Raw genomic sequence first — 24940 nt, forward strand, 5'->3', positions numbered from 1 at the left:
GGGTCATACTTGAAGGACCATGCCGTCAGGCTGCCTCAGGACTGCTCGCTAAAGCAGATGGTGGAGTGGGGCTGGATCTCTCCTATTCTCCGAGTTGCCCTCTCGCGTTCCGCGCTGGATTCCTGGAATAACTTCCCGGTGTCCCCAATGGTCGGCACGGAGTCGTGCCTTGCTGATGACCGCTGGACTCTGACGCTTTGGAGCAACGTGGTCACATCGCAGGTGGGGCTAAAGCCGGGAAATGGCGAACCGATGTGGTGGACACACTTCCTGGATGATCTGGGTGAGCCACTCACGCAAGAGGTCTTGAAACACGTCATAGACCCCGCGAACCCGATGCTGCGACCGCAGCCATTCCAGCAAACATCATCTGGACGGGAGATCGCTCCATGGATCGATTTCTTTGCCTACTGGCAGTCATACCAGGTGGCCGAGCTATTAGGGGCGGTCTCGTTTGTGATCCGAGCTACTCCGGAGTTCAACGAGAGAACTGCCGGCGGTGAGGAGTTCCGCCTAGCCCTCATTGATGCGCAGGTTAGGCGAGTGAAATCTAGGTGGCAAAAAAGGAGGTCAACGTACGAGTGGCTGTCACGGTTCCGAGTGATCTTGGCCGCGTGGTCCAGCACCAAACGCCCTTGGTCCGATGTCGAGACGGCGGCCCACGCGCTTGCTGCGAAGTACCGACTGACGGGCCCGCGGGTCGTCACGAAGATCCGCAATGTTCTCTTGGTTACCTGGCAAGACTGGGCCAACGTGGACGATGTCGCTCTTCCAGGCGGCTACAAACTACGGGCGCTTCTCAGGCAGGACATCGAGTACGCCCTGGTCTTGGCAGAGATCCTTTCGGGCTCTGAGGTTGATTTTCTGGCTCCCTTTTGGACCAACTCTGACCGCCGAAGCCGTCGATGGGCGCAACTGATCGACGCCTTGCCCTGGGAAGCTGAGCTTGCGAGGTATCACTTCCCGGACCTGGCGATGATGTACCTAGAGAGTCATGTTACTGTCGTCCCCTCTTCCTTCAGCCTTGATGCTGAGGAGATTCGCAGCGTTATCTCGGCTTACTGGAGCCGGTCTCGTCCGCTGAGGCGCTTCTGCTTGGCTTTCTACAGGCTCCACAAGGAGCTGAGCGACGAAGATCTTGGCGCAGAGCAGGGGGTAGTGCGATCGAACGAGCGGATCGAACAGCTTCTCCTAACTGTCCTGAATGCAGAGAAATTGTTGGTTTCGATCGCTCAAAATCGGAACGGAGGCAGCGGAGATCGCAAAACACGAAAAATCGCCAAGGACCAACTCAATTTCACCCTCGGCAAATTCCGACTGCACGGTAACGACGTCGGGCGAAAGTCGAGGGAGGCTGCAAAGAGGTTACTCGATGCGTATGCTGACCTATACGACCTTGGCAGTCGTGGAGATCGCATCTTCGTTTCAGCCGACGCTGTGGAATCAGGGTCAGTTCAAGCGGACTACTTCGTGGCGGCTTTTGTGAACTTCGTCATAGTCCGAAACTATGCGGCTCACCACGACAGTCTTGACAGTCAGCTTGTCTTCAGGAATGAGTGTGATGTAGGCGAACACCAAGGACGCGTCGCACTGCGCAGCGTGCTTTCCGTGGTGATTACTTGCCTACAGCTTGACCGCTGACGGAGGGCACTCAAAGGCATCACCAGAGTTCTCCGGGATCGTGGCGTCGGTTTCCTTCTCCGTGCAGCTACGAGCTGGCGTGGAGGGCGCGCTATTGGGACATTCCGTCAAGCCCCCCGAGTTTTATGCCGAATGACTGTTCTTCGAATCAAACCCGCCATTCGTTTGGAGATTCGGAACGTCTTCTTCGGCCGTCGAGATTCGCTCGCAGGGTCGACTGCGGCAGTCCGCAACGCGTCCACAACGATATCTTCACACCAAGCGCCGACCGATAGCTCTGACACAGTGTAGACGGTCCTGTAAATTAGACAAAAACCAGGAACCGCGTTACCGCAGATTAATACTTACGGTCAAGATACCATCAGTTACAGCAAACGAATCCTCGCTACAACAATAAAAAGCGAGACCGTTTTTCACGGTCTCGCGTAACACAAATTATCCTGTCAACGAACGACGCAACATCCGCCGCCAAGGCAACCACAGCGTAACCGCCAGGATCAACATGCCATACAGAACCGAGTGCGGAAGATGAACCAAGAGACGGGCAACCTTCTGGACCACCTCACCCTTGTACGCAATCTTCGTACCGCGAGCCGAATACTTGACGAATCGAGCCGGTCCCACGCGATCGAGCAGACGCAGCCCGTTCGGTCCATAGGTTGCCGCCAGCCGGACGGTCTCGGCAGACTGTGCACTTGGTGCACGTCGTGCACTGACCAGGAAGGTCTCGCCGCCCAGGCGAAACAAGGTACGGGTCGCACCTCCGAAGGTCTCGCCGGCCTGAGCTAACCGAAACAGAGATTCTGCGTTCCGGGTGCCACTCAACAAACTGAGACCTCCTCGAACAGTCGCCAAGCGCCGGACGTTTTCCAGAATCTCCGCAACAGAGTCGATACTGCCGGTTTTACGCACCGTCTTTGCGCCCGAGATCAACGACTCACTCAGCCACGCCGGTAGATGTCCAACCCGACAAGCCTGTTTCAACATCGTCACGGAAGATTTTATCATGCTGCTGACAACAACCGACGGCGCAGCAGCTCCGGCGGTGCCAACTGTCGCAACCGTGCTCGCCACTTGACCCGCCGTTGCAAACAGACCGATCGTGGACAACGCAACAATCACCTGGTCTACGGAATCTCCCCACACCCAATGTCCACCTTGAAGAACCAGATCACGAATGTCGCCGATCACCAGAAGATCCGACACGACACCTGAAATCTGACCAAGGGATTCGTCGCTGGTGCCTTCGAGTAACCCCTCCGTCACCTTCTCTGCTTGATATGCCAGACTCGCCCTCGTCGTCGCAATCTCCTCGTTCAGTGCCAGTGCTGTCGGATCACTCAGTACATACTCATAGTTTAGAAAGAACTCCAGATACTCCGCCGCTTCAGCAAACCGACCGTCCATCATCAGCGCTTTCGTCTCGGGTACCGGATCAATGCGTGTCAACGCCAGTAACGCCAGTTGCGAATGTTGCCAAATTACCAACACGACCAGCATACTCAGTAGCAGGGTAAACCAACGCAGAAACCGAAGCATCGCGTTCACCTCCGAATGATCTGAAAAAGAAAGCGTTCATGTAGAACGCCTTTGTAATAAGCCGCTGTTTGAACGGAGGAATCTTGGTTAGACCAGGCCCCGTTCGGCCAAACTGACGATGCTGCCGTCGCCGATGATCATGTGATCCAGCACACGTACATCGATAAGACTCAGCGCCTCACGAAGACGTTGTGTGATGCGAAGATCTGCTTGGGACGGTTCAGAAACACCGGAGGGATGGTTATGCGCGAAGATGACAGCAGCGGTATTGGTTGTCAGAACCTTTCGAACGACTTCACGGGGATGCACACTTGAGCCGTCGATGGTGCCCCGAAACAACTCTTCGTAACGAATGACACGGTGTCGGTTATCCAGATACATCACGGCGAAGACTTCATAGGGAAGTCCGTAGAGATGGAGTTTGAGATAGTCCCGTGTGGCTTCTGGGCTTGTCATCGCAACACCACGAACGCGGTAGGTGCGTTCCAGGCATTGAATGGCCCTTTCGACCAAGGATTGTTCTTCGGGAGATAAATCAGCGCGTCGAAGCGCTTGGGGTTCCAACGTGAGAGAACGCGGAATACGTTTCATCGTAGACCTCTTTGATTGAACGGCGAATGTTATGCAGAGTTATATCTACATATTCGCAGTCCGAAACCACAGAGCGCTGGCTTGAGACTTAAATAGTATTCCAGCGATTAGTTGGAACGCAGATTGGTATATTCCTCCGGCATAAAAAACCCGCCGAAGCGGGTTCTCATCAGAGCGGGATATTCTAAGCCAACCTATCCTCTTTACGGGTTGAGTCGGGACATTATCGTAGACGTAGCGGTAGGGCTATACATAGAGGTTTCACTGACGCCCCGGATTTGCTTTAGCAATCGAGTTTAAAGAAACCAAACAGTGCATCAATCGGCTCTCGCTAGTGTTTGGATTCGAGGTTCACAATCGGCTATCGCAGCCGTCAAACTGGATTGAGACAGAAGTTTCCCCAACGCTCAAGGTGCCCGCGAACGTCCCTACGCAGGTCGTCGGGAAATGTCGGGTCGTCTATGACGAAACGGCCAATGCGGCAATAACGATCACCTACATCCGGATCGTCCCGCAAGAAATAAGCGACCGTCATCTGATTCTTGATGCGAAAACTAGGGTCAGAGATATAATGTTCGTCAAGAATCCGCTTCGCCTCATCGACACGCTTGTCACGCAACAAAGCTGTCACGACATAACGGTGTATTGCCTCGTTGTCACAAGCATTTGCCGCCGTGACCAAGGCGTCTGCGGTAAGATTGCAGAAGTCGGGCGCGATCTCGCTCCTCTCCGTACTACCTGCACAAGCCAGCAGCGCAAAACAAGTGCCTGGTTGGGGATACTCGCGCTGATCAAGATACTCAAGCCAATCTCCCTCAAGTCTCTCTAGCTCCTCGGGCGCATCAGCATCAGTGCCAGACAGATAACGCACAAAAGTTTCGAGCAAGCGAGACTGATCATCGTCTCGAACCATCCTCAACATTGCGGCGGACGCCACCGCACTGTTAAAACGATCATTCGCGAGATCGTCGTCGATTAATTGCATATAGGCTTGTGTCAAGCGCTCTCCGGCAAGGTCATCTCGATCAACGTCAGCGATTGAAACATACGCGTAGTTGAGGATCTGAAGTACCGTGTTGAGATGCTCAGGCTTCTGTATCTGATCCGCAAATCCGATGAAGGTTTGGACAGCCTGACCGGCGAATCTCGGATCGTCGAGTGCTCGCTCGGCATAGACAACCATGCGATAGTAGCTGGACAGAGCATGCTGAATCCAAAAGCCCTGAAGCATTTCTGAATCCGTATGATCTTTTGACAAAAAATTTTCATAACGCGCTTGTGCACGGGTAAAGTCATTTTCCGCCGCACTCAGACTACCTCTATCTCCGGTGCCGAGATAAACATCGTACTGTTTCAAGCCGGACTGGAGGGCGTCGTCGAACTGTGCCTCTTGGAGCGCCAATCCGTAATCCTGTTTGAGATCGACCAAGAGCAGTGACTTAGAGAGACCTGCGAATCCAGCATCCATTACTGACCCGAGATGATCTATGCGGTTATCCATTCTTACGCTGAGTTCATCTATTTGACTGGACAACTCTTGACTACGACGGTCCAACATCTCCATTATGAGAGCTGCGCGATAGTTGACATTCTCGCCGAGAGTCTTAAGTTCCTCGTCGAGATGGGTTTGCATTCCCTGGATATGTGTATCGATCTTGTTGTCCAGATATGAATCCACCATGACGGCGCTGATAGCTGCTGTCGCAACCACGATCGCAGTCGGCGAAACCATCGCAGCCGCCATTGGAAGCGAACGACCTGCTATAAGAAGCGTCCCGCCCGCGAGTTTGCCCGCCGGACCCGCTTTCGATCCCAGGTTGGCACCGAAGTAACGGCGGATCTGTTGCATCAGTGGAGTCTTGCGAAGCTCGGAGGCAACGGGCCTTTTGACCGGCGGCCGAGGTGCCGTAGGATCGGCCGTGTGTCTGATACTGAGTTTGGAGTCGGGCGACGTGGAGGTTGAACTGCCGGCGACGTTAGGCATGCTGGGCACCTTCGCACCCGCAGGCGGCTTCGCATACTCTGTGGCGAGCCCCATGGCTTTATTCATATTTCCGGTGCTTTCCAATTCCTGGATCGCAGCCTTGTACGCATTCTCTGTGCACAGACGACCATTTCCACAGAGGTTCCTGACTTCATCCTTCACCAGTCGGCGAAATGGGCCGCTTTCCCGTAAGTATTTCCAATTTAGGTTGCGAATCTCGCGAGGCTGGCCAGAAGGGTTTCCAAACCCATCAAGGGGTTGCGCATCGACCGAAAAACGCCCGTCCTGTGACCGTACCCGTATCAGTTGATTGGTATAATTTTGGCTCGCTATATCCCGCTCTACTCGCCTTAATTGCTCATTCGCCTGCCGGTTGAGCGCTAAGAGTTCGCTCCGACGACGCTGGATCAGGTCATTCAGTGCAGTAGTATCTTTACCAACGGCTCGTTCCAATAGCCTTTCTTCAACAGGAGAAAGCGCTGGATTCAGATTACGGAGGTGCACTGCCAGCTTCTCAGTATCTTGCTTTCCGACGACCTCGCCACCTGTCAGGCCAGACAAGATGCGTTCCACATTTGCTTGCCGCTTCGTTGCCCGGTCGATCTGGACTAGGTTATAGCCGTGCGAACCCTGTGTGATCTGGTAAGTGTTTCCGCCGAGATGCTGGGGAGTGATGCCATGCTTCTTCAAAAGCGACTGTTCATCGACATTCAGTTTGAGCTTTTGCGTCTGTTGGCTTCCGCCGGCCTTGACCTCCGTAACGTGTAGCACTTCGCGGCCATCGACGCGATCGTAGTAGAGAAAATCCATCCCATGTCGGCCATGTTTGACTTCGACGATCGTGCGCTCATGACCGCCTGTAGCGTGGCGGGCCATGCCTTCACCAATCTCTCCCATCGATGTTTGCGGTGACGCAAAAGCCGCGGACGTTCCAACAACCATGGCGACGACTAGCCATATCTTGAGTGTATTCCCTCGCATCTCATTGCCCTCCTTAGAACTCCTGTACATCGCCCGGTGATGCAACTGCAAGTTGTCCGTCGCGCATGATCAAAGTTTGGCGATACTCACCGCCCTCACGAGATGTAATCTTGAGGATAGTGCCATTGTTTAGGCGTGCCTTCGAGACAAGAGCAGATGTCTTCGTTCTGATAAACCGAGGCTCGTCGACAGGCTCCACCCATGAGATCGGAAGCGCTGCACCGTCCAGGGACAGTTCACGGACCAAGAAATCGGTCGTAAGTTCCAATTGAGTGTTCACTACCGCGTCGTCGCCGGATTCTGAGCCCGATTCGCCTTCGAACCGCGCATTGATCGTAATAGTATTACCTTCACGAATAGTCGGCTCGACAGTAAACGTACCCGCATTGGGGTGAAGCATCCGCTTATCATCGGACAGAAAAATGACATAGGTACCGGGCTCCATGATGCGATTCTTCCCGTCGGACCGCAGCGCCAAAGGGCTTTCGAGCACGCCGCGGCGCGCGGGTAGTTGATGCCACTTCTGAAATCTGGGTTGGCCATTTCGAGTAGCCGCCTCAGCAAATATATTCAAAGCGACCTCGAAATCCTGCTTAACCTCCCGGCCAGCCAAGTGACATGCACCCAACATCACCTGAGAATCCGCATCTCCCTGCTCAGCAGCCTTGCTTAACCACTTTACGGCTTGAGTATCATCTTGTTCGACTCCGCGACCCTCGCCATACATGATCCCGAGTAAGCGCTGGGCATCCGAACTACCCTCCTCCGCTGCTTCAGCGTACCAGAGCGCCGCCCTACCGTCGCTCTGACGGACTCCGGAACCGGCTTCATACATCGTCCCGAGAAGGTACTTAGCGAAGGTATTCCCCTGTTTAGCCGATTCGTTATACAACCTAGCTGCCTTAGAAAGATCCTGTGGGACTCCGGAACCGGCCGCGTACATGATCCCGAGAAGGTATTGGCCGACTGGGTTCCCTTGTTCAGCGGCCTTACGGTACCACTGTACGGCTTGAGACTCGTCCCGAGGAACTCCTTTACCGTTTTGGTATGCGAGGCCAAGGGCGACTTGTCCGAGAGCATCTCCGTTCTCAGCCTTAGCGCGGGTTTCCCGTAATTCAAACGCTGCCTCTACAGATCCCGAAGTTACCTCCGAATATACGGTAGCCGATAACATACAAACCACTAAGATAAACGAAACTTTTCTTCCCCCGCACGCCATCTTCTGATAAACGGTACGGTAGTCTTTTGAAGTAGGCATCTTTGGCTGTCCATGGATGCAATCACGATATGCACCCGATTGGTTCGATAATCAGTAGCAAGCGATCTATTTCTCTAAACAGATCGAAGCACCCTGGTGTCTATTTGCATTTTTGAACTTTTACTCGCCGACAATTGCGGTGCCTTCGGAAAACAATAACCGCAACTGAGCGATACGTGCTGCTGATGATTATTATTTCTCCAGGCGGTTTGGCTTGTCCTGGCGTCATGAGGTTCGTTACCTCCGGAACATGTGCGGAGAATGTAGCACCTGATTCTCTGGCAACTGTCGAGTGCGTCACACGTTTGCACCCTACTACCGTCCCACTCCCAGCTCGTCAATCTCTATCTAACGACCCTGTTCGATCGACACCCGCACGGGCCACAAACCGGCTGAGGAACACCTCACGTCAGCCCAGTCCCAAGGCCCACCTACGTCCGCCGTTGAAAAGCCCCCGTAGGAATCCCCGTACAAGGAGAAACGCAGGCTCTAAACATGAAGACAGCCTCGACGGCCTCGCGAATCGGCCTAAACATGTCAAAAAGTGTACTAACGAAACTCTTGCTGGCATCCTTAGGACACATTATGCTTTGCTCTCGATGCCCGAACAAACAAGGAGAGTCATCATATGAACAGAGAGTTATCGAGATCGGAACAGATTGGTCAGCGTCTCACATCAACACGGATTCGCAACGGATGGAGTATCGAGGAACTCGCACTGCACACAAACGGCACAATATCCAAATCGCGCATCTCAAATTTCGAAGCCGGTCTTCGTCGTCCGGATATCGAGATTGCCGAGATTCTCGCCACGACCTTCGGTGATGTCTCGGCGGCATGGTTGTTGAAGTTGGAGAAAAGTCCGGACTCTTCAGCACAACGCCCGAAAGACGAACCCACCAAGATCGCTGGTCAGGGATCGGTGCGGGGTTTTCTGTAGTGTAGCCATCGTGAGCGGTCGACTTAATGTCGTGCCGCTCCTGATCGACGTAGATTCTTTGGTGCTTCTCGGGTCGAACGGCGAATATTCAGGCGCACCCACCATTCCCTTAGACACGTCGACCGACAGTGGCGTCAACGAGATCAGTCACGTTCACCGGAACCTTCTCAGGCTCAGCAACAGTCAGCGCGTTCTTCTCGACTGCGAAGTGGTCAATTTTCCGGTCCCAAGTGATCAGGTATTCCCACGGAAGTGTAGACTCAAGATGAGTAATTAGCGGATATGGCATCTGGACGGCCGAGTCAGAAGGCGTCGAGAATCGTCCAAATTTACTCCGAAAGTCCTCTTCGTACTTTCTTGGAATGAATATCCACGGCCTTACCGCCCATTCGGAAGGCACACTAGAATCACGACGAATGGAATCAGCGACTTCTTGCCAACAACTGCGCCAATCGGCCAGGCGAGATATCAGTGCGTAGGCATTTGAGGAGTACGTGATTTCACACAAATAGATGCTCTTCTCCTTCAGATCTACTGCTACCGAATCACAGTACCAGTGTCTCCCTTTTTTAAGTTTACCCTCATCCAACGATATCAGGTATTGTGGATTCACGAAAATGGAGCGCTTTGCTCGAAGGTACTCAATTACGACGCCCTGAAAGTAATCCATACGATTCCCCCAGCAACGATTGTGGGCACGTTTTCCTTCCTGAGAATCTTGAAACTGACTCTGCCTCGTTCAGCCTCGATAGTTGCATGACACAACATTGGATCGTGTTCCTTCAGTCATGTGGTCCTATAGCAACTCCTTTGCTCCAATAACTTGCTGGATCGCTACCTTTTGGATAATCATGACAGAGGCTCTGGCGTGCACTCGGCAAAGCAATAAGTCTCGCCTCGACATTACCGTCTGCCGAAATGAAATCCTGTGCCTCTACTCGGGTGAGGGGAATCACGGTCCAATGCTGAGGATCTTCACCAGCAACCCAATCGATTCTCTCAGTGAAAACTGATAAGTACTGTTGTGCACACTGAGTGCAGGAACGAATCTTGATCATGAAATGCGACTCATCCACGAGTTCAACATCTGTTTTCATGCTCGTGAGCGCTTCCCAAGCGGACTCTGCGGACGAAGGCCAGCAGGCGATACAACCAAAAGCATTGGTTTCTTTATTCACGATACTACTCTCTGTTCGCCCAAGTTATTCTCGCCGGAAGTATCAACTCGTTACTTTATTCGCCAGATTGACACTCGCCTGTTTGGCTGTCTCACGATCGACCTGTTCCTGCTGCTGTACTTCCTGCAACCCACGTTGCCTTTGCTGAATCTCTCCGGGCGACAGGTTCGGGTCCGTATGGTCTTTGAGCACCGGCTTTATATATCGAAAATCGTCGATCTGACTCGGCTGCGCCCTCAAAGGTTACGCCCTTTGATTGAGGCCAGAAAGACGGTTTCGTGCTGGATGCACTGCTTGCGGCAAATGAATGGCGTCGCTGTCTTGCTTCGCATTATCTTGCGGACCTGAGATCGCGCCGTTGTTTTCCCTAACCGGGATGTGCTGCTCCCGTGCGTAAAAAGAACGTAGCGTGTTGACGGATTGTTTATTGCTTTTTGGAGCGCGTCTATTGTTCTCTCAGAGACGTTGGCCATCTTTTCGTAATACGGAATCGGCGGCCCTAGCTCCCTCGGTTCGCGGTAATCATGGTGAAAATCTACCACGACAACACCAGGCAGGCTTTGATACGCTGACCAACTGCCCTGTCCTTTGATAAACATTCACCTATCCTGCTTGCTCAGCATCCAGAATGTCGACGTGCATCTTCGGGTAATCGAAGGGATCGTTAACCGACCGTGGCTCAGCTCTCTTAGTTCTGGTTCGAAAACCCGTCGGGCAATTCTCTGAAAGCACAGCAAAAATTCGCAATGTTCAACATCGCGGTCTGCGTGTGCTTGGCTGGATCGTAGGTAAATTCAGATGGCCCGTCAGGCGGACGGAAGGTCGTTGCGACCTGGGGAAAGGGTGGGAAATCGGAAGACTGCGCGAATCGGGACACTGATCTGGTTCCATGTGCATCCTGTACACCCACTACACCATGCGATGTCCGGCTCGGCGATTACCAACGGGAGTTGCCGAAACCGGATGTCCTTGGTCGATGCCTCATGATCGACGAGGTGGCCACTGTTGGGCAGCAACAGGGCCACGTCACCTTAGCGTAGGTGAAGATACTTCCGTGTCAACGTTTGGAGTGTGCAAACGGTCGCAAAACTGATCTACCGCAAGACGTGGCTCGGGATCGTCAAAGTTGGGTTTTTGAAGTCATTGTTTCTCAATACTTTCCGTAGTTCTGACTTGGGTACACCAGTTTGCCCATTCCTCCATCATCTTGCGCCGCTTCTCGAACAGATCGCCCCGACGGTAAGCCGCTTCAACTCTGCTCTCGATCGCATGCGCTAGCGCCATCTCGCAGACGTCCCTTGGAAAACTGGAGACCTCCCCCGCCCAATCTCTGAAGCTGCTTCGGAACCCATGAGGCACGTAGGCTCCTCTTGTGCCACCAACGCCATAGTCCATGCCACGCATAAGTTGCAACAAGGCCATGTTGCTGATCGGCTTTTCGTTTTTAGCGCCTGGGAACAGATATGGGTTTCCTTCTACCCTCGGGAGCGCCTTCAAAACAAGCAACGCAGCTTCGGTCAGTGGTACGCGGTGTTCACGTTCCATTTTCATCCGCACGGGGGGAATGGTCCAGACGCCGCTATCCTGGTCAATCTCCGACCATGTGGCGCGGATCACCTCACCGGTTCGACAAGCGGTGAGGATCAGCAATCTTAGGGCCAGAGCGGACACCCCTGGTTTGGCGTACAACTCCGTCATAAATTCAGGCACATCCGTGTATGGCATTGCGGGGTAGTGGGTCACCCGTTTCACTTTGCGCGGACTCGGCAATAGCGTGTCGAGGTGGCCCTTCCAGCGAGCTGGGTTTTCGCCGGTGCGAAATTTTCGAGCTGTCGCCCAGTCTAGAACACGCTCGATTCGACCTTGCACCCGCGAGGCTGTCTCGGTTTTCGTTGTCCAGATCGGTTGAAGAACCTTCAGAACATCCTCAGTGACGATTTGGTTGATTGTCTTGGTACCGATGAGAGGGTACACAAATGTACCGAGAGACTGATTCCACTGGTAAAGATGTTTCTCGTTTCGCCAACCTGGGCTGTGCGCTGCGATGTACTGCTCCGCGGACGCTTCGAAGGTCGGTAACCCGGTTGGCTTTCTGGCACGTGTAACGACTGGGTCCAAGCCCTGCGCAACGGCCTTGCGGCTTTCCTGTGCCTTGTCTCTTGCATCCGATAGCGAAACTGTCGGATATGACCCGAGACCCAACTCTCGACGCTTGCCATCCACCGTAACCCGTAGAACCCATTTCCGCCCTCCACTTGGAGAGACAACCAGACGCAGACCGTCCCCGTCTTCGTGCTTGCCCGGTCCCGCTGTCTGTACCTTGCGCGCTGTCAGTTTGCCCATGTTGCCTCTACCATTGCCTGGAGGCTTAGAATCAAGCGGCGGCAGTCCCCCACTTGGTCCCCCATTTAGACAAGGATTATAGCGAAACCTAGCGAACGCTGGCGACTTATCTATGAATATTTTTCCGGTACTTATGATCTTTAACGGCCAACTGCGGAAGCCATATTGGTGGACCTCGGCTCCACCAAATAGCCCTTCCATGTTATCCGCAGATATCGAGGAGCCCGCCTAAGTGCGGGTTTTTCTTTGCCTGGAGTCTGTTTCTGCCGGGCGCTTCGGAGATCAGCGCCGGCGACAGCGTGGACGATGCGGTGCGTCAAGCCGCCGAGGCGCTGGCCTTCCACGTCGCCGGACTCGAGGAGGACGGCACACCGATTCCGCCGCCCCGCACCCTGGAGGCCATTCAAGCCGCCGGCGAGGACTGGATCGAGCGGGAGGGTGCGATAGTCGCCCTAGTCCCGCTGCTGCCCTCGCCCGAGATCGACCAGCGCGTCAACGTCAATCTGCCCAAGCGCCTGTTGGCCGAGATCGACGCGGTCTCGCGCAGCCGATCCACCTTTTTGGAACAGGCCGCCCGCGACAGCCTGCATCGCCAATCCTGATTCTGGAAGCGCATCGGCTGCGACACTTGTTGAAATCTTCTAGTCAAGTAGACTCAGGATCGCACCGATCATTGCTCCCCGAGAATAGCCGCACCAGGGCCGTTTGTGTCTCTGCCGTCAGGCGTGCGAGCTCGGGGAGATCGGAGGTCAGACCATCCAGGTCGCCGCGGCGTCCGGCCTGCTCCATCTTTAGCGCCAATTCCCCCAGCCGGCAGGCGCCGAAGGTCAAGGCGCTTCCCTTGAGCGCATGTGCCTCGTGGCAGGCGGCGGCCGAGTCGCGGGCGGAGACCGCGGCTTCGATCCGACATCGCCGCCGCTCCGACTCTGTTCGGAACAGGCCCAGAAGGTCCGTCACGGACTCCCGCCCCAAATCATCGTCCAGTCGCGAAAGCACCGCGAGATCGAGCAGCGACGTGTCGGCGGGTGTTGCGAGCGAGCCGGCAGCATCTTTATCCACGGGCTGCGTGACCTCCTCGTTCATGCGCGTGCGCCGAACATGGCGGCGCCCGGATCGCGAGCACGGCCGGCTCGGGACGCCGCATCGGGACGGGCTGCCGATTGCTCCGGGGCGAACGTGATCACCGGAGACGGGATGACGCCCGGGTGGTCGAATGTGGTCGAGGGCCGTGCTTCGGCAATAGACATCGCGGCGTGCCTCCATCGCAACTGGGGCGAGAACCTGTGCGCGGCAACGCGAGCCCCGGTGTCGGGGAGACGCATGGACGCGCACGCCTTCGGGCGATGATACGCCATTCGACACCGCGCTCGCCTTTCGGTATCGGGCCCTCTCGACAATTCCGAATCTGCCGCCCGCCGCGATGACCCGGGCAGCAGACCCCGCATCCGGACCGCCGAGGAGCCTGGTTTGAAATCGCCCGCAGCCGGCATGGAACCTCGGGCGGTCGGTCCAGCGCTCGGTATAATGCCGGCCGACGCCGATGCAGCACCCGGAAATCGACGTGCACGGCGCTTGAATCGAGCCCCCTTGACCTCATCGACAAGGAGCGATCGAGCAGTCGGGTGACGAGCGGCCCGAAAACCGGCCCGTGACCATGATCGCGGCGCGGGAGGCGCGATCGGAAATAACGATCCGATCGATACAAACAATCCATTTTTCTTATCACAAAGAGCCCGCTATTCTGCATTCCATCGACGCAGATCAGCCACCCTCAACCGTATCACTCAACCTTGGAGATTGACCCCATGTTCGAGAATCGCATCGGAAGCCGTGTCCCGCAGGTCACCTTTCACACCCGTCAGGGCCACGAATGGGTCGACGTGACCACCGACGACGTCTTCAAGGGCAAGACAGTCGTCGTCTTCTCCTTGCCGGGCGCCTTCACACCGACCTGCTCATCCTCGCATGTGCCGCGTTACAACCAGCTGGTTCCGACCTTCAAAGAGCACGGCGTCGACGAGGTCGTCTGTATGTCGGTGAACGACACCTTCGTCATGAACGAATGGAAGAAGGCCCAGCATGCCGACAACGTCACCTTCATCCCGGACGGCAACGGCGAGTTCACGGATGGGATGGGGATGCTGGTCGACAAGGACGATCTGGGCTTCGGCAAGCGGTCCTGGCGTTACTCGATGCTCGTGCGCGACGGCGTCGTCGAGCAGATGTTCATCGAGCCCGAGGTCGAAGGCGACCCCTACGGTGTCTCCGACGCCGATACCATGCTCGCCTATTTGGCACCGGAAGCGGCCAAGCCGCTCGACGTCACCGTCATGACCCGCGACGGATGCCCCTTCTGCGTCAAGGCGAAAGAGGCCCTGCGCAACGCCGGGATCGACTACGAAGAGCTGGTGCTGAACCGTGACTACACCGAGCAGACCCTGCGCGCCGTCGCCAACGCCGCAACCGTGCCGCAGGTCTTCGTCAACGGCAAGCTGATCGGTGGATCGGAGGCCGTCGAGGCTTGGCTGAAGGAGCATCAAGCCGCTTAAGGCCGACTCGGCGAGATCGACGGGCGATCCGGCTGCGGCCGGGTCGCCCGATCCCAGAGGGATTCGAAGACAGGACCGGGAGTCAAGAAAATGAGTCAGCATTTCGACCTGATCGCCATCGGAGGCGGGAGCGGCGGCTTGGCCGTGGCCGAGAAAGCCGCGCAGCTCGGACGCCGCGTCGCCGTGGTCGAGACAGGAAAGCTCGGCGGCACCTGCGTGAACGCCGGCTGTGTCCCCAAGAAGGTCATGTGGTACGGCGCCAACCTCGCGGCGGCTGTCGCCGACGCTCCGGGTTACGGCATCAAGGTCCAATCCGAGGGAATCGACTGGTCCACGCTTGTCGCCGGACGCAACCGCTACGTCGCCGATATCAACGGCTACTGGGACGGCTACGTCGAGCGCCAAGGCATTACACGCATTCAAGGTCAGGCGCGTTTCGTCGACGCCCGGACCATCGCTGTCGGGGACGATCACTACAGCGCGGATCACATCGTCATCGCGACCGGCGGTCGCCCGATCGTACCGCGGATGCCGGGTGCCGAGCTTGGCATCACCTCGGACGGTTTCTTCGCGTTGGAGTCTCAACCCAAGCGCGTCGCCATCATCGGCGGTGGTTACATCGGCGTGGAGCTCGCCGGGGTCTTACGCGCTCTCGGGACCGAGGTCACCATCGTGGCACTCGAGGATCGCGTGCTGTTTCTCTTCGACCCCATGATCAGCGAAACCCTCGCCGAAAACATGGGCGCGGACGGGATCCAAATGCGGCTCGAATTCGAGGTTGCTGCGCTCGAGAAAAACGCCGACGGCCTCGCACTGGTCGCACGCGACGGGGAGCGCCTGGGCGGTTTCGACACCCTCCTCTGGGCAGTCGGGCGTACGCCGAACACGCGCGAGCTGAATCTGGAGGCCGCAGGCGTCACGATGCAGCCCAACGGCATCATCCCGGTTGATGCCTATCAGAATACGAACGTCTCGGGCATCTATGCCATCGGCGACGTGATCGGTCGCGAGCCCTTGACCCCGGTCGCCATCGCCGCCGGACGTCGCTTGGCCGAGCGTCTGTTCGGCGGCAAGCCGGATTTGAAGCTCGACTACGACAATGTCCCGACCGTCGTCTTCGCTCATCCGCCGATCGGCAAGGTGGGCTTGACCGAGCCCGAGGCGCGCGAGCATTTCGGCGACACCCTGACGATCTACGAGACCAGCTTCACCCCGATGCGCTACGCACTGAACGCGCACGGACCCAAGACCGCCATGAAGCTGGTCTGCGTCGGTCCCGAGGAGCGGGTCGTCGGCATCCACGCGATCGGCGACGGTGTCGACGAGATGATGCAGGGCTTCGGCGTAGCGGTGAAGATGGGTGCGACCAAGGCCGATCTGGATTCCACCGTGGCGATCCACCCCAGTAGCGCCGAGGAACTGGTCACCCTCAAGGAGCCAGTCAGACGTCCGGGACAGGGCTTCTGATCCTAGATCCGGCAATCAGAACCGCAAAGGCGCAAAGGGCGCAAAGGAAAACAAGACGTTGCAATGCGAACGACGTTCACCCTTTCGGTGAAGAGCATCATTGAAGCAAGGCATTGAACGCCTCTACGTTCTTTGTGCTCTTTGTGTTCTTTGCGGTTCAACGACTCTTTTTAGGCTGATCGCGAGGGCTCCGGTCGAGCGATCCCGACCCTCGAAATGGCGGTTGATTGCGAGCAGCGCAGTCACGGCAGGACAACTCCTCGACCGCGCGAAACGCGGAGATCGCCACCGGGCCTGCCCGCGTGCTCGCGCAAGCTGCGAGATTTCTCGCCCCTCGTCCTAAGCCGGTACCCGCCGGCGCCGTACGCGGATAGACTAGCGACGTCTGTCGGTTTCACCGGCCCATCCAATACGCCCCGTTGCAAGGCACGTCTTTGACTTCCCTCCCCGCACCCTTGCTGGACCGCCGCCTGTCTGTCGCACCCATGTTGGACTGGACGGATCGGCACTGCCGGTATTTTCTGCGCCTCATCAGCCGGCACACCCTGCTCTACACCGAGATGGTGACCACGGGTGCGCTGATTCACGGGGAGCGGGAGCGCTTTCTCGCCTTCGATGCGGCAGAGCACCCGGTCGCGCTGCAGCTCGGCGGATCGGACCCGCGGGACATGACGCACTGCGCACGGATGGGCGCCGATCGGGGCTACGACGAGATCAACATCAATGTCGGTTGTCCGTCGGATCGGGTCCAGAACGGGCGGTTCGGCGCCTGCTTGATGGCCGAGCCGAGTCTGGTCGCGGACTGCGTGGCGGCGATGAAGGATGCCGTCGCGGTGCCGGTGACCGTCAAGACCCGCATCGGGATCGACGATCGCGACAGCTACGACGAGCTCTTGGACTTTGCCGGCACGGTGACCGAGGCCGGCTGCGATGCGCTCGTCGTGCACGCGCGCAAGGCCTGGCTCGCCGGGCTGAGTCCGAAGGAGAACCGCGACATCCCGCCTCTGCGCTACGAGGTCGTCGAGCGGCTCAAGCGCGATCTGCCGCATCAGACCATCGCGATCAACGGGGGCATCAAGACCCTGGACGAGACCGCAGGGTTTCTCAAGACGCTCGACGGTGTGATGATCGGGCGCGAGGCCTATCACAACCCCTGGATTCTCGCCGAGGCCGACCGGACGATCTTCGGGGATGCCCGTCGGGCGCCGACACGCAACGAGATCCTCGACGCCTTCCTGCCCTATGTGGAGCGCGAGCTTGCGGGAGGCACACCCTTGAGCGCCATGAGCCGGCACATCCTCGGTCTCTTCCAAGGCCAACCCGGCGCGCGCGCGTGGCGACGCCATCTGAGCGAGCAGGCACACCGTCCGGGCGCGGGGGTCGAGGTCCTGACCGCGAAGCTGCCGCCCGAGCCGCGGCCTTAGTCGACGGATCTACCGCGAGGCGCCATGGACTGGGTCAGCCTCTCCCTGCTCTGCGCCTTCTCCCTGGCGAGTGCGGACGCCGCGACCAAGGCCTGGCTGCAAGGCTTCTCGGCCCGCGAGCTGGTCGTGGTGCGCTTCGGTGTCGCCGGGCTCCTGATGACACCGCTGCTGGTCGGCATGCCGCCGCTGCTGGACCTGCCGCCTGCTTTTTGGGGGTGGATCGCGGCCCTCATCCCGCTCGAGATCGCCGCGATGCTGCTCTACATGGCGGCGATCCGCGATCATCCGCTCTCGCTCACCCTGCCCTACTTGGCCTTCACCCCGGTGTTCGTCATCGCCGTGGCGTGGGTGCTGCTCGGCGAGGAGGTCAGCCCGCACGGCGCGGCGGGGGTCGGGTTGGTGGTGGCCGGCGCCTGGCTGCTCAACAGTCGGCATGCCAAACGCGGCGACTGGCGAAGCTGGACACGTCCGTTCGCGGCGATCGTCGAGGAGCCCGGCTCGCGGATGATGCTGGCGGTGGCCGCCATCTATGCCCTGACCGCCACCCTGGGCAAAGGCGCTATGCGACACATGGACCCGGAGTTTTTCGGGGCCTTCTACTTCGCCCTGCTCGGCGCGGCCGTTTGCCTTCTGATCCTGTTGCCGCGTCCTCGGCTTCTCCTCGAGCTGGCCCGCCGACCGCTGCCGGTGCTGCTCGTCGGCGTCCTGATGGGGTTGATGGTCTACACGCACTTCCTTGCCGTGCAGCAGGTCGAGGTGGCTTACATGATCGCCGTGAAACGCACCAGCCTGCTCTTCGGCATCCTCTACGGCGTCCTGGTCTTTCGCGAGACCGGGCTCTCGACCCGTCTGCCGGGCGGCGTGCTGATGCTCGCCGGTGTGGCGCTCATTGCTCGGTAGGCGCGCTCACCGAAACGAAGGCCGCCTCGATGCGTTCGAGCAACGCGTCCAACGAGGGTGTTCGGCTGGTGTCGATGAAGACCGCGTGGGCACGCTCGTCGGATGCCAAGGGCTCGAGCGCCAGCCGTTGGCGCTCGAGAACCCGCACGTCGGCGTCCGAGACATCCTGTTTCTCGGCACGCCGGGAAATGATGCGGCGACGCAGCACATCCAGGGGGGCATCGAGCGCCAGGATCGCGACCGGGATGCGCTGCCGCCGAGCCAAGTCCCAAAACAGTGCTCGCCGCGCCGCGCGGATGAAGGTCGCATCGACCAAGACGTCGTAACCGCAGCCGAGGATCGTCTCTGCCAGACGCAGCAGACGGGCGTAGGTCCATTCGGTCGCGGTCGGAAAATAGATCCCGGCATCGAGCGACGCACGGGTGGACACGGTCTCGGAGATGCCGAAGAGACGCTTGCGCTCGATGTCCGAGCGCAAATGGATCAAGGGGAGTGCCTCGCGAAGCAGTCTCGCCATGTAGCTCTTTCCGGATCCGGACAGTCCGCATGCAATCAACAGGCGCGGCGATCGGGTGCAGGTGTAGGACTCGGCAAGCTCCAGATAACGGATGCAGGTCGAGCGATCGCGGGCCTCTTGTGCCGGATCCAGATCCGCCTGCCCGAGACGAATGGCCATGACCTTCGCCCGAACCAGCGCGCGATAGACCTTGTGAAGATCCAGCAGGGACAACAGCTCGTAGTCGCCGCTGCGCTCCAGATAGCGGTTCAAAAAGCGCCGCGCCAGCGGCTCCGCGCCGGATTCATCCAGGTCCATGATCAGGAAAGCGATCTCGCTCGCCGTGTCGATCCAGCGCAGGAAGGGGTTGAACTCGATCGCGTCGAAGATGCGGATCTGACCGTCGACCAAGGCGATGTTGCCCCGATGCATGTCTCCGTGACACTCGCGCACGAAGCCGTCGCGCCGCCGCCGTTCGATCATTGGAGTTAGGGCTTGCCAGCGCGCGCGTGTCCAGGCGTCGAGGCGATCCAGACGCTCGCGGGGATCCGGCAGCAGGGCCCGGGCGCGAATCTGCACCAGATTCTCGACCATGGGCGCAAGCACGGCCTCGGGAGTGCCGAAAGGACTCTCGGGATCGGCGACCGGGATCCGGGCGTGAAACTCGGCAATCTCCACGGCCAAGCGATCGATCAGCTCCCCGGAGAGCTCCTGACGGTCGAGCAATGCCTCTTGCGGGAAACGGTGCATCTGCACGGCATACTCCTGCACCGGACCGGTTCCGCCGATACGCGGCGCGTTTGCGGTGCCGGTGACGGCAACCACGCCCAGATAGAGATCCGGCGCGAGACGCCGATTCAGCCGCAGCTCCTCCTCGCAACAGCGGCGACGGCGTTCCAGCGTGGAGAAGTCGAGAAAACCCAGATCGATCGGCTTCTTGAGCTTGTAGGCAAACGCACCCGCGAGAAAAACATGCGAGATGTGCGTCTCGATGTGCTCGACCGGATCGGCAGGGTGCGGATAGGCCTCCGGTCGCATCAGCGCTTGCATCAGGCACGGGAAGGCGTCGATGTCCACGGGGCAGCTACCCTTATCCGTCCGGTACAAAACCTTACGTCAATCGACCTTGAACTGAGTATAAGCGTTCTTTAATATCCCGAAGGATATTCGCCCTTCCCCAACCCGCAATCCGAACCTTTGGAGATGTTCATGTCTATCGAGCGCATCGTCTTTGCCGTCGCCGGCGCCTTCATCCTGATCTCGCTCCTGCTCGCACACTACGTCAGCCCCTACTGGATGTGGTTCACCGCCTTCGTCGGCCTGAATCTCTTCCAGTCGGCCTTCACCGGATTTTGCCCGTTGGCGCTGATCCTGAAGAAGATGGGCAAGAAGACCGGTCCCGCCTTCTGAGCCCCCACTGAACCGCGTCCGGAGCGATCAACATCGCTTCGTCCTTTGCCTTGACCTCGTGCCACACGGCAGCCTCGGCGAGACGCGGTTCAGAAAAACACAAGATATTCATCACTTGAATCGCGTCGGCGCGGACCGCGCATGAACCTTGGGCGTTGCGGCAAAACGCCGCGGTCGCCTGTCGAAACGGACGCGATTCAATCGGTAACTGGCTGCGCCCAGAGATCATGCTCGCCCGCATCCGTGATCTCGACCTCGATGAAATCCCCCGGATCCAGCTCCCACGCACCCGCGATGATCACCTCGCCGTCGATCTCGGGTGCGTCGGCGTAGCTGCGGGCGATCACCTCGTCCTCTCCGACCTCGTCGACCAGCACGGTCAGCCGCTGACCGATGCGCTCGGCGAGCTTCGACCGGCTGATCTCCGCCTGCACGGCCATGAAGCGCTCGACCCGCTCGAGCTTGACCGGCTCCGGGACAGGATCGGGCAGCGCGTTGGCCGTCGCGCCCTCGACCGGCGAATAGGGGAAACAGCCCACACGGTCCAGTTGCGCTGCGCGCAGGAAGTCGAGCAGCTCCTCGAACTCGGCCTCGGTCTCGCCCGGAAAACCGACGATGAAGGTGCTGCGCATGACCAGATCCGGGCACTGCTCGCGCCAGCGCGAGAGCCGATCGAGCACCTTCTCGGTCGCCGCCGGACGGCGCATCGCCCTTAGGATCGGCTCGCTGCCGTGCTGCAGCGGCATGTCGAGATAGGGCAGGATCAGCCCCTCCGCCATCAGCGGGATCAGCGCGTCCACATGCGGATAGGGATAGACATAGTGCAGCCGGACCCAGGCTGGCAGCTCGCCGAGCGCGCGCGCCAGGTTGAGCGTGTCGGTCTTGATCGGCCGACCCCTCCAAAAATCGGGCCGATAGCGTAGATCCAACCCGTAGGCGCTGGTGTCTTGCGAGATGACCAAGAGCTCGCGCACCCCCGACTCCACCAGCCGCTCGGCCTCCGCGAGCACCTCGCCGATCGGGCGGCTCGCCAGATCGCCGCGCAGGCTCGGGATGATGCAGAAGCTGCACCGATGGTTGCAGCCCTCCGAGATCTTCAGGTAGGCAAAATGCCGCGGCGTGAGCTTCACGCCCTGCGGCGGCACCAGACTGACGAAGGGATCATGCGGCGCCGGCAGCTGCGCGTGCACCGCCGCCATCACCTCGTCGAGTGCATGCGGACCGGTGACCGCGAGGACCTCCGGATGGGCCTTGCGAACGATCTCGGCACGCGCACCCAGACAACCCGTCACGATGACGCGACCGTTGGCATGCAGCGCCTCGCCGATCGCATCCAGCGACTCCTCGACCGCATCGTCGATAAAGCCGCAGGTGTTGACGATGACCAGATCGGCATCCTCGTAGCTCGGCGGGATGCCGTAACCCTCCGCACGCAGCTGCGTGAGGATCCGCTCCGAATCCACCGTCGCCTTGGGACAGCCGAGGCTCACGAATCCGATCTTGGGGGTTTGGGTCATCGACATAGGGTCAACCGAGATCTATTAACGTTCAAAAAAACGACAATCGGCGAGCAGTCGCTCGGAGGACACTGCGAGGGCCTTGGCCCGCACGGCCAAGGTCCGCACAGCGGATCCTCCGGGGCTCGGCGCGGTTCAACACGAAGATCAGGGCGCGATCGTCTGCCTCGGCCTGCATCCCGTGCACCTGCTCGACGGGTGCGCCACGGCGACAGAGGTTGCCCGACGACAAGCGACTGGGAAATCTCTTCCGTCGCGCGATCGACGAACGCCGGCACCGACATCCGGGTCTCCGCAAGGGCCAGGACCCTCTCCCGGTGGTACGCCATGTTACGCGTCCCGTCGGCGGAAGCGAAACGGACCTAAACCGCGTCCCCGCCAAGAGTCCGCGGGTGTTGTCACTGGCTTTACTTCAAGCAGATTCTCAGATTGAAACGCGCGGACCGTGCCGGATGATCCCACCGTCGCCATTCCGCCGAGCACCTCCGCTGGCCTCGTTCGGCTTGATGCTTCCCTTCTGCCCGGAATCGGCCACAATCCGTCGCACGTCAAGTCAAACCGAGTGACTCCTCAACACGCGTTGCGGACGCTGTCGGTCACGCTCCGGACACCTGTTGACGACCCGGATCTACCCGTCACGCAAGCCACGCGAGCGCCCGCTGTGGTGAGGTCAGCAGACGGCCGTCTCGGTTCGTTTGGTCCTACGGGCATAAAGAAAGACCGACCCAGCGACCCCTCGATGTTTAGGATCGGTTGCTCTGATCGAACGCGTCCAAGCGGGGAAAGAGTTTCCGCAATACCCTCTCCGGCAATAGGAGTCGGTCGGATCGGCCCGGAAGGGCCGTAAAGCCGAAGTGCCGATAGAATGCCGCCGCCGATGGATCCTTGGCGTCGACCAACAGCGCAGCAACCGCCAGAACACGGCTGGCTTGAATGACCTTTTTGCAGGCGTCGGACAGCATGATCGAACCGAGTCCTCGGCCCTTGAAGGTCTCGTCGACGGCTAAGCGCCCGAGCAACGCCACCGGCACCGGATAGCGGGGAAGCTTGCGTGCCAACGCCAAGGGTAAGTCCTCCACACTCACGCTTCCTGCGCTCAAGGAGAAGAATCCTGCCGGCCGGCGTGGTTCATCCCGAGGCGTGGCGACAAACACCCGCGCCACACCTCGGCGCACATCCTGCGAGGCATAACGCCGCAAATAGACGTCTAGATCCTGTTGAGGGCAGTGAAAGGCGTCCTTCTCGACCGCGTCATCGAGCGGCCGGATGAGATAGCTCACGAACGCTCGACCTGTTCGGCATGACGTTCCACCGCGCGCTGCAAGGCGGTATTGGGTCCATCGGGGGCATCGAGCGCGGCCAAGAACGCCTGGAAGTCCTCGACTCGTAGGGTGATCGATTCCTGCTGCTGCACGATTCGCTCGGCCGCCGCAATGGCCCGGGAGAGGACGAACTCGGACAGGTTGACTCGCGCGTAGCCGGCCGCTTTGTCAAGCAGCTGTCGGGTACGCTCGTCGCAGCGAATATGCAGGCGGCTGTCTTTGTTGGCGGTCTGGCTCATCGTGGACTCCGGAGTCGGAAGGCAGTAAAGTGTGCGCCGTACGTACGCACATGGCAAGCCGGCGGCGTGCATCGTCATTGCGCTGATCGGGATGGGAATCGCAAGAGGTTCTCCGGCGAAGACACGAAGACACGACGTGGTCCTCTCGCCCGATCAGCGGTCACGGGGCTCAGGTATCGTGACGGCGTGGAATCTAGCCGAAGCTGATGCTCAGCCGACGCGCTCCTAAGGCAGCAAAACGCGCGTTGCGGACGCTGGCGCGCATGCTCCGGATAAGCCGGTTAAGATCCGATCCGGTCAGCTGCGCTCACCCCACGAGCGACCGCCGCAGCGTCGTGAGCAGACGGACATGTTCGGTTCGTCTTGCCTTACGGGCAAAATCTGGCAGATCAGGGGACTCCCGGCTGCCGGAGTAACGGAGCATCAAGCATGAGCTTGGTGTTCCGGTTCGACCGACAGCCGCATGCCCATTGTTTTCAGCACGGCAAGCAACGTTTTCAGTGTCGGGTTGCCCTTGGGTGACAGGGAGCGGTACAACGACTCCCGGCTGATGCCGGCCTCGGCCGCCACCGCCCCCAAGCCGCCATGGGCTTCCGCCACGGTGCGGAGCGCCAAGAGACCGGCGGCTCGCTCGTCGGGATCGTCGAGCGACTCCATCGCTGCTTTCAGGTACGCGACCGCCAGTTCCCGGTCGGCGCGCAGTTCGGCGATCTCGCGCTCATGGTGTGAGACCACGCCTTTCAATTGATTCATGTTTGTCTCCGTTTCCACTCTGACCACAGCGTCTTGGCGCGCTTGATGTCCGATACCTGGGAACTCTTGTCTCCGCCGCACAAGAGCAGGACAACCGATGCTCCGTAGCGGCCACAGTACACGCGGTATCCGGCACCGACGTGCACACGCAACTCGATGACACCTTCACCGACCGGCTCGCTGTCGCCGAAGTTACCCGACTGCACTTGCCGCAAACGAACGCGAATCCGTGCTTGTGCCACCCTATCGCGCACGCCGTCCAACCATTCCGTGAATGGTTCGCGGCCGTCCTCGCGCTGATACCGAAAGAGCTCTATCATGGACACAAGTGTAACTTAAAAGCTACTTCTGCGCAGTGCAAAAAGACCTTGGAGCGCAAGACGGGGCCGGCATGCGCCCGGGCTGCGG

24 protein-coding genes are annotated in these 24940 nt (G+C 58.8%); 8 read left to right on the forward strand and 16 right to left on the reverse strand.

Translation table 11 applies throughout. The features are described from left to right. Nucleotides 1-147: 147 nt before the first annotated feature. The gene (locus THIMADRAFT_RS20805; RefSeq protein ID WP_139052933.1) at nucleotides 148-1641 is read left to right on the forward strand and encodes a hypothetical protein; all 1494 of its coding nucleotides are present in this window, start codon (nucleotides 148-150) and stop codon (nucleotides 1639-1641) included. A gap of 435 nt (nucleotides 1642-2076) precedes the next feature. Here THIMADRAFT_RS20805 and THIMADRAFT_RS20810 read toward each other — a convergent pair whose 3' ends face one another. The 4 genes from THIMADRAFT_RS20810 to THIMADRAFT_RS25035 all read right to left on the reverse strand — a co-directional run bounded on the left by THIMADRAFT_RS20810 (nucleotide 2077) and on the right by THIMADRAFT_RS25035 (nucleotide 7994). Beyond that, a complete protein-coding gene (locus tag THIMADRAFT_RS20810; protein ID WP_007195088.1) occupies nucleotides 2077-3180 on the reverse strand; it encodes a hypothetical protein in 1104 nt (367 codons plus the stop codon). Nucleotides 3181-3267: 87 nt separating this feature from the next. Next, nucleotides 3268-3771 carry a RadC family protein gene (gene radC, locus THIMADRAFT_RS20815; protein WP_007195089.1) on the reverse strand — a complete coding sequence of 168 codons (504 nt, stop codon included), beginning with the start codon at nucleotides 3769-3771 and terminating at the stop codon, nucleotides 3268-3270. Between the two features lie 373 nt (nucleotides 3772-4144). Beyond that, entirely contained in the window at nucleotides 4145-6736 is a 2592-nt protein-coding gene (locus THIMADRAFT_RS20820) for a hypothetical protein (RefSeq protein ID WP_007195090.1), read from the reverse strand. Nucleotides 6737-6749: 13 nt separating this feature from the next. Further along, nucleotides 6750-7994: a tetratricopeptide repeat protein gene (locus tag THIMADRAFT_RS25035; RefSeq protein WP_007195091.1), complete on the reverse strand. Its 1245-nt coding sequence runs from the start codon at nucleotides 7992-7994 to the stop codon at nucleotides 6750-6752. A gap of 628 nt (nucleotides 7995-8622) precedes the next feature. Here THIMADRAFT_RS25035 and THIMADRAFT_RS20830 point away from each other — a divergent pair. After that, nucleotides 8623-8934, forward strand: coding sequence for a helix-turn-helix domain-containing protein (locus tag THIMADRAFT_RS20830; RefSeq protein ID WP_007195092.1), 312 nt, complete (start codon nucleotides 8623-8625; stop codon nucleotides 8932-8934). Nucleotides 8935-9043: 109 nt separating this feature from the next. Here THIMADRAFT_RS20830 and THIMADRAFT_RS26830 read toward each other — a convergent pair whose 3' ends face one another. From THIMADRAFT_RS26830 to THIMADRAFT_RS20840, 4 genes are all read right to left on the reverse strand, one after another. After that, nucleotides 9044-9604, reverse strand: coding sequence for a hypothetical protein (locus THIMADRAFT_RS26830; RefSeq protein ID WP_007195093.1), 561 nt, complete (start codon nucleotides 9602-9604; stop codon nucleotides 9044-9046). A 112-nt stretch (nucleotides 9605-9716) separates the two neighbouring features. Then, nucleotides 9717-10112, reverse strand: coding sequence for a hypothetical protein (locus tag THIMADRAFT_RS26835; RefSeq protein WP_139052934.1), 396 nt, complete (start codon nucleotides 10110-10112; stop codon nucleotides 9717-9719). 236 nt (nucleotides 10113-10348) lie between these two features. Next, nucleotides 10349-10711, reverse strand: coding sequence for a hypothetical protein (locus THIMADRAFT_RS26840; RefSeq protein ID WP_139052935.1), 363 nt, complete (start codon nucleotides 10709-10711; stop codon nucleotides 10349-10351). A 541-nt stretch (nucleotides 10712-11252) separates the two neighbouring features. Further along, the gene (locus THIMADRAFT_RS20840; protein ID WP_007195094.1) at nucleotides 11253-12455 is read right to left on the reverse strand and encodes a tyrosine-type recombinase/integrase; all 1203 of its coding nucleotides are present in this window, start codon (nucleotides 12453-12455) and stop codon (nucleotides 11253-11255) included. 263 nt (nucleotides 12456-12718) lie between these two features. Here THIMADRAFT_RS20840 and THIMADRAFT_RS20845 point away from each other — a divergent pair, with 263 nt between their 5' ends. Further along, nucleotides 12719-13057 carry a type II toxin-antitoxin system HicB family antitoxin gene (locus tag THIMADRAFT_RS20845; protein ID WP_267878415.1) on the forward strand — a complete coding sequence of 113 codons (339 nt, stop codon included), beginning with the start codon at nucleotides 12719-12721 and terminating at the stop codon, nucleotides 13055-13057. Nucleotides 13058-13100: 43 nt separating this feature from the next. Here THIMADRAFT_RS20845 and THIMADRAFT_RS25040 read toward each other — a convergent pair whose 3' ends face one another. After that, on the reverse strand, nucleotides 13101-13538 hold the full coding sequence (locus THIMADRAFT_RS25040) for an Hpt domain-containing protein (RefSeq protein ID WP_007195096.1): 438 nt from the start codon (nucleotides 13536-13538) through the stop codon (nucleotides 13101-13103). Further along, entirely contained in the window at nucleotides 13535-13702 is a 168-nt protein-coding gene (locus THIMADRAFT_RS27190; protein ID WP_007195097.1) for a hypothetical protein, read from the reverse strand. Before THIMADRAFT_RS27190 ends, THIMADRAFT_RS25040 begins: the two co-directional genes overlap by 4 nt. Before the next feature lie 558 nt (nucleotides 13703-14260). On the opposite strand from THIMADRAFT_RS27190, the gene THIMADRAFT_RS20855 reads away from it, so the two are divergent. The 4 genes from THIMADRAFT_RS20855 (at nucleotide 14261) to THIMADRAFT_RS20870 (ending at nucleotide 18795) form a co-directional block, all read left to right on the forward strand. Then, nucleotides 14261-15004: a glutathione peroxidase gene (locus THIMADRAFT_RS20855; protein WP_007195098.1), complete on the forward strand. Its 744-nt coding sequence runs from the start codon at nucleotides 14261-14263 to the stop codon at nucleotides 15002-15004. Between the two features lie 90 nt (nucleotides 15005-15094). Further along, nucleotides 15095-16471, forward strand: a complete 1377-nt coding sequence (gene gorA, locus THIMADRAFT_RS20860; RefSeq protein ID WP_007195099.1) for a glutathione-disulfide reductase — start codon at nucleotides 15095-15097, stop codon at nucleotides 16469-16471. A 434-nt stretch (nucleotides 16472-16905) separates the two neighbouring features. Next, nucleotides 16906-17895, forward strand: coding sequence for a tRNA dihydrouridine(20/20a) synthase DusA (gene dusA / locus THIMADRAFT_RS20865; protein WP_267878414.1), 990 nt, complete (start codon nucleotides 16906-16908; stop codon nucleotides 17893-17895). 24 nt (nucleotides 17896-17919) lie between these two features. Beyond that, a complete protein-coding gene (locus tag THIMADRAFT_RS20870; RefSeq protein WP_007195101.1) occupies nucleotides 17920-18795 on the forward strand; it encodes a DMT family transporter in 876 nt (291 codons plus the stop codon). Here the strand turns inward: THIMADRAFT_RS20870 and THIMADRAFT_RS20875 are convergent. Continuing rightward, a complete protein-coding gene (locus THIMADRAFT_RS20875) occupies nucleotides 18782-20368 on the reverse strand; it encodes a bifunctional aminoglycoside phosphotransferase/ATP-binding protein (RefSeq protein ID WP_007195102.1) in 1587 nt (528 codons plus the stop codon). The genes THIMADRAFT_RS20870 and THIMADRAFT_RS20875 overlap by 14 nt on opposite strands. A gap of 132 nt (nucleotides 20369-20500) precedes the next feature. Here THIMADRAFT_RS20875 and THIMADRAFT_RS20880 point away from each other — a divergent pair, with 132 nt between their 5' ends. Continuing rightward, nucleotides 20501-20701 carry a YgaP family membrane protein gene (locus THIMADRAFT_RS20880; RefSeq protein ID WP_007195103.1) on the forward strand — a complete coding sequence of 67 codons (201 nt, stop codon included), beginning with the start codon at nucleotides 20501-20503 and terminating at the stop codon, nucleotides 20699-20701. 197 nt (nucleotides 20702-20898) lie between these two features. Here the strand turns inward: THIMADRAFT_RS20880 and rimO are convergent, their stop codons facing one another. From rimO to THIMADRAFT_RS20905, 5 genes are all read right to left on the reverse strand, one after another. Beyond that, nucleotides 20899-22224: a 30S ribosomal protein S12 methylthiotransferase RimO gene (rimO, locus tag THIMADRAFT_RS20885; RefSeq protein WP_007195104.1), complete on the reverse strand. Its 1326-nt coding sequence runs from the start codon at nucleotides 22222-22224 to the stop codon at nucleotides 20899-20901. A 737-nt stretch (nucleotides 22225-22961) separates the two neighbouring features. Continuing rightward, entirely contained in the window at nucleotides 22962-23498 is a 537-nt protein-coding gene (locus THIMADRAFT_RS20890) for a GNAT family N-acetyltransferase (RefSeq protein ID WP_007195105.1), read from the reverse strand. Then, nucleotides 23495-23779: a type II toxin-antitoxin system TacA family antitoxin gene (locus tag THIMADRAFT_RS20895; protein ID WP_007195106.1), complete on the reverse strand. Its 285-nt coding sequence runs from the start codon at nucleotides 23777-23779 to the stop codon at nucleotides 23495-23497. Before THIMADRAFT_RS20895 ends, THIMADRAFT_RS20890 begins: the two co-directional genes overlap by 4 nt. Nucleotides 23780-24202: 423 nt before the next feature. Further along, entirely contained in the window at nucleotides 24203-24532 is a 330-nt protein-coding gene (locus tag THIMADRAFT_RS20900) for an addiction module antidote protein (protein ID WP_007195107.1), read from the reverse strand. Beyond that, a complete protein-coding gene (locus THIMADRAFT_RS20905; protein WP_007195108.1) occupies nucleotides 24529-24852 on the reverse strand; it encodes a type II toxin-antitoxin system RelE/ParE family toxin in 324 nt (107 codons plus the stop codon). Before THIMADRAFT_RS20905 ends, THIMADRAFT_RS20900 begins: the two co-directional genes overlap by 4 nt. Between the last annotated feature and the right edge of the window lie 88 nt (nucleotides 24853-24940).

The sequence above is a fragment of the Thiocapsa marina 5811 genome, assembly GCF_000223985.1.
Taxonomy (GTDB): Bacteria; Pseudomonadota; Gammaproteobacteria; order Chromatiales; family Chromatiaceae; genus Thiocapsa; species Thiocapsa marina.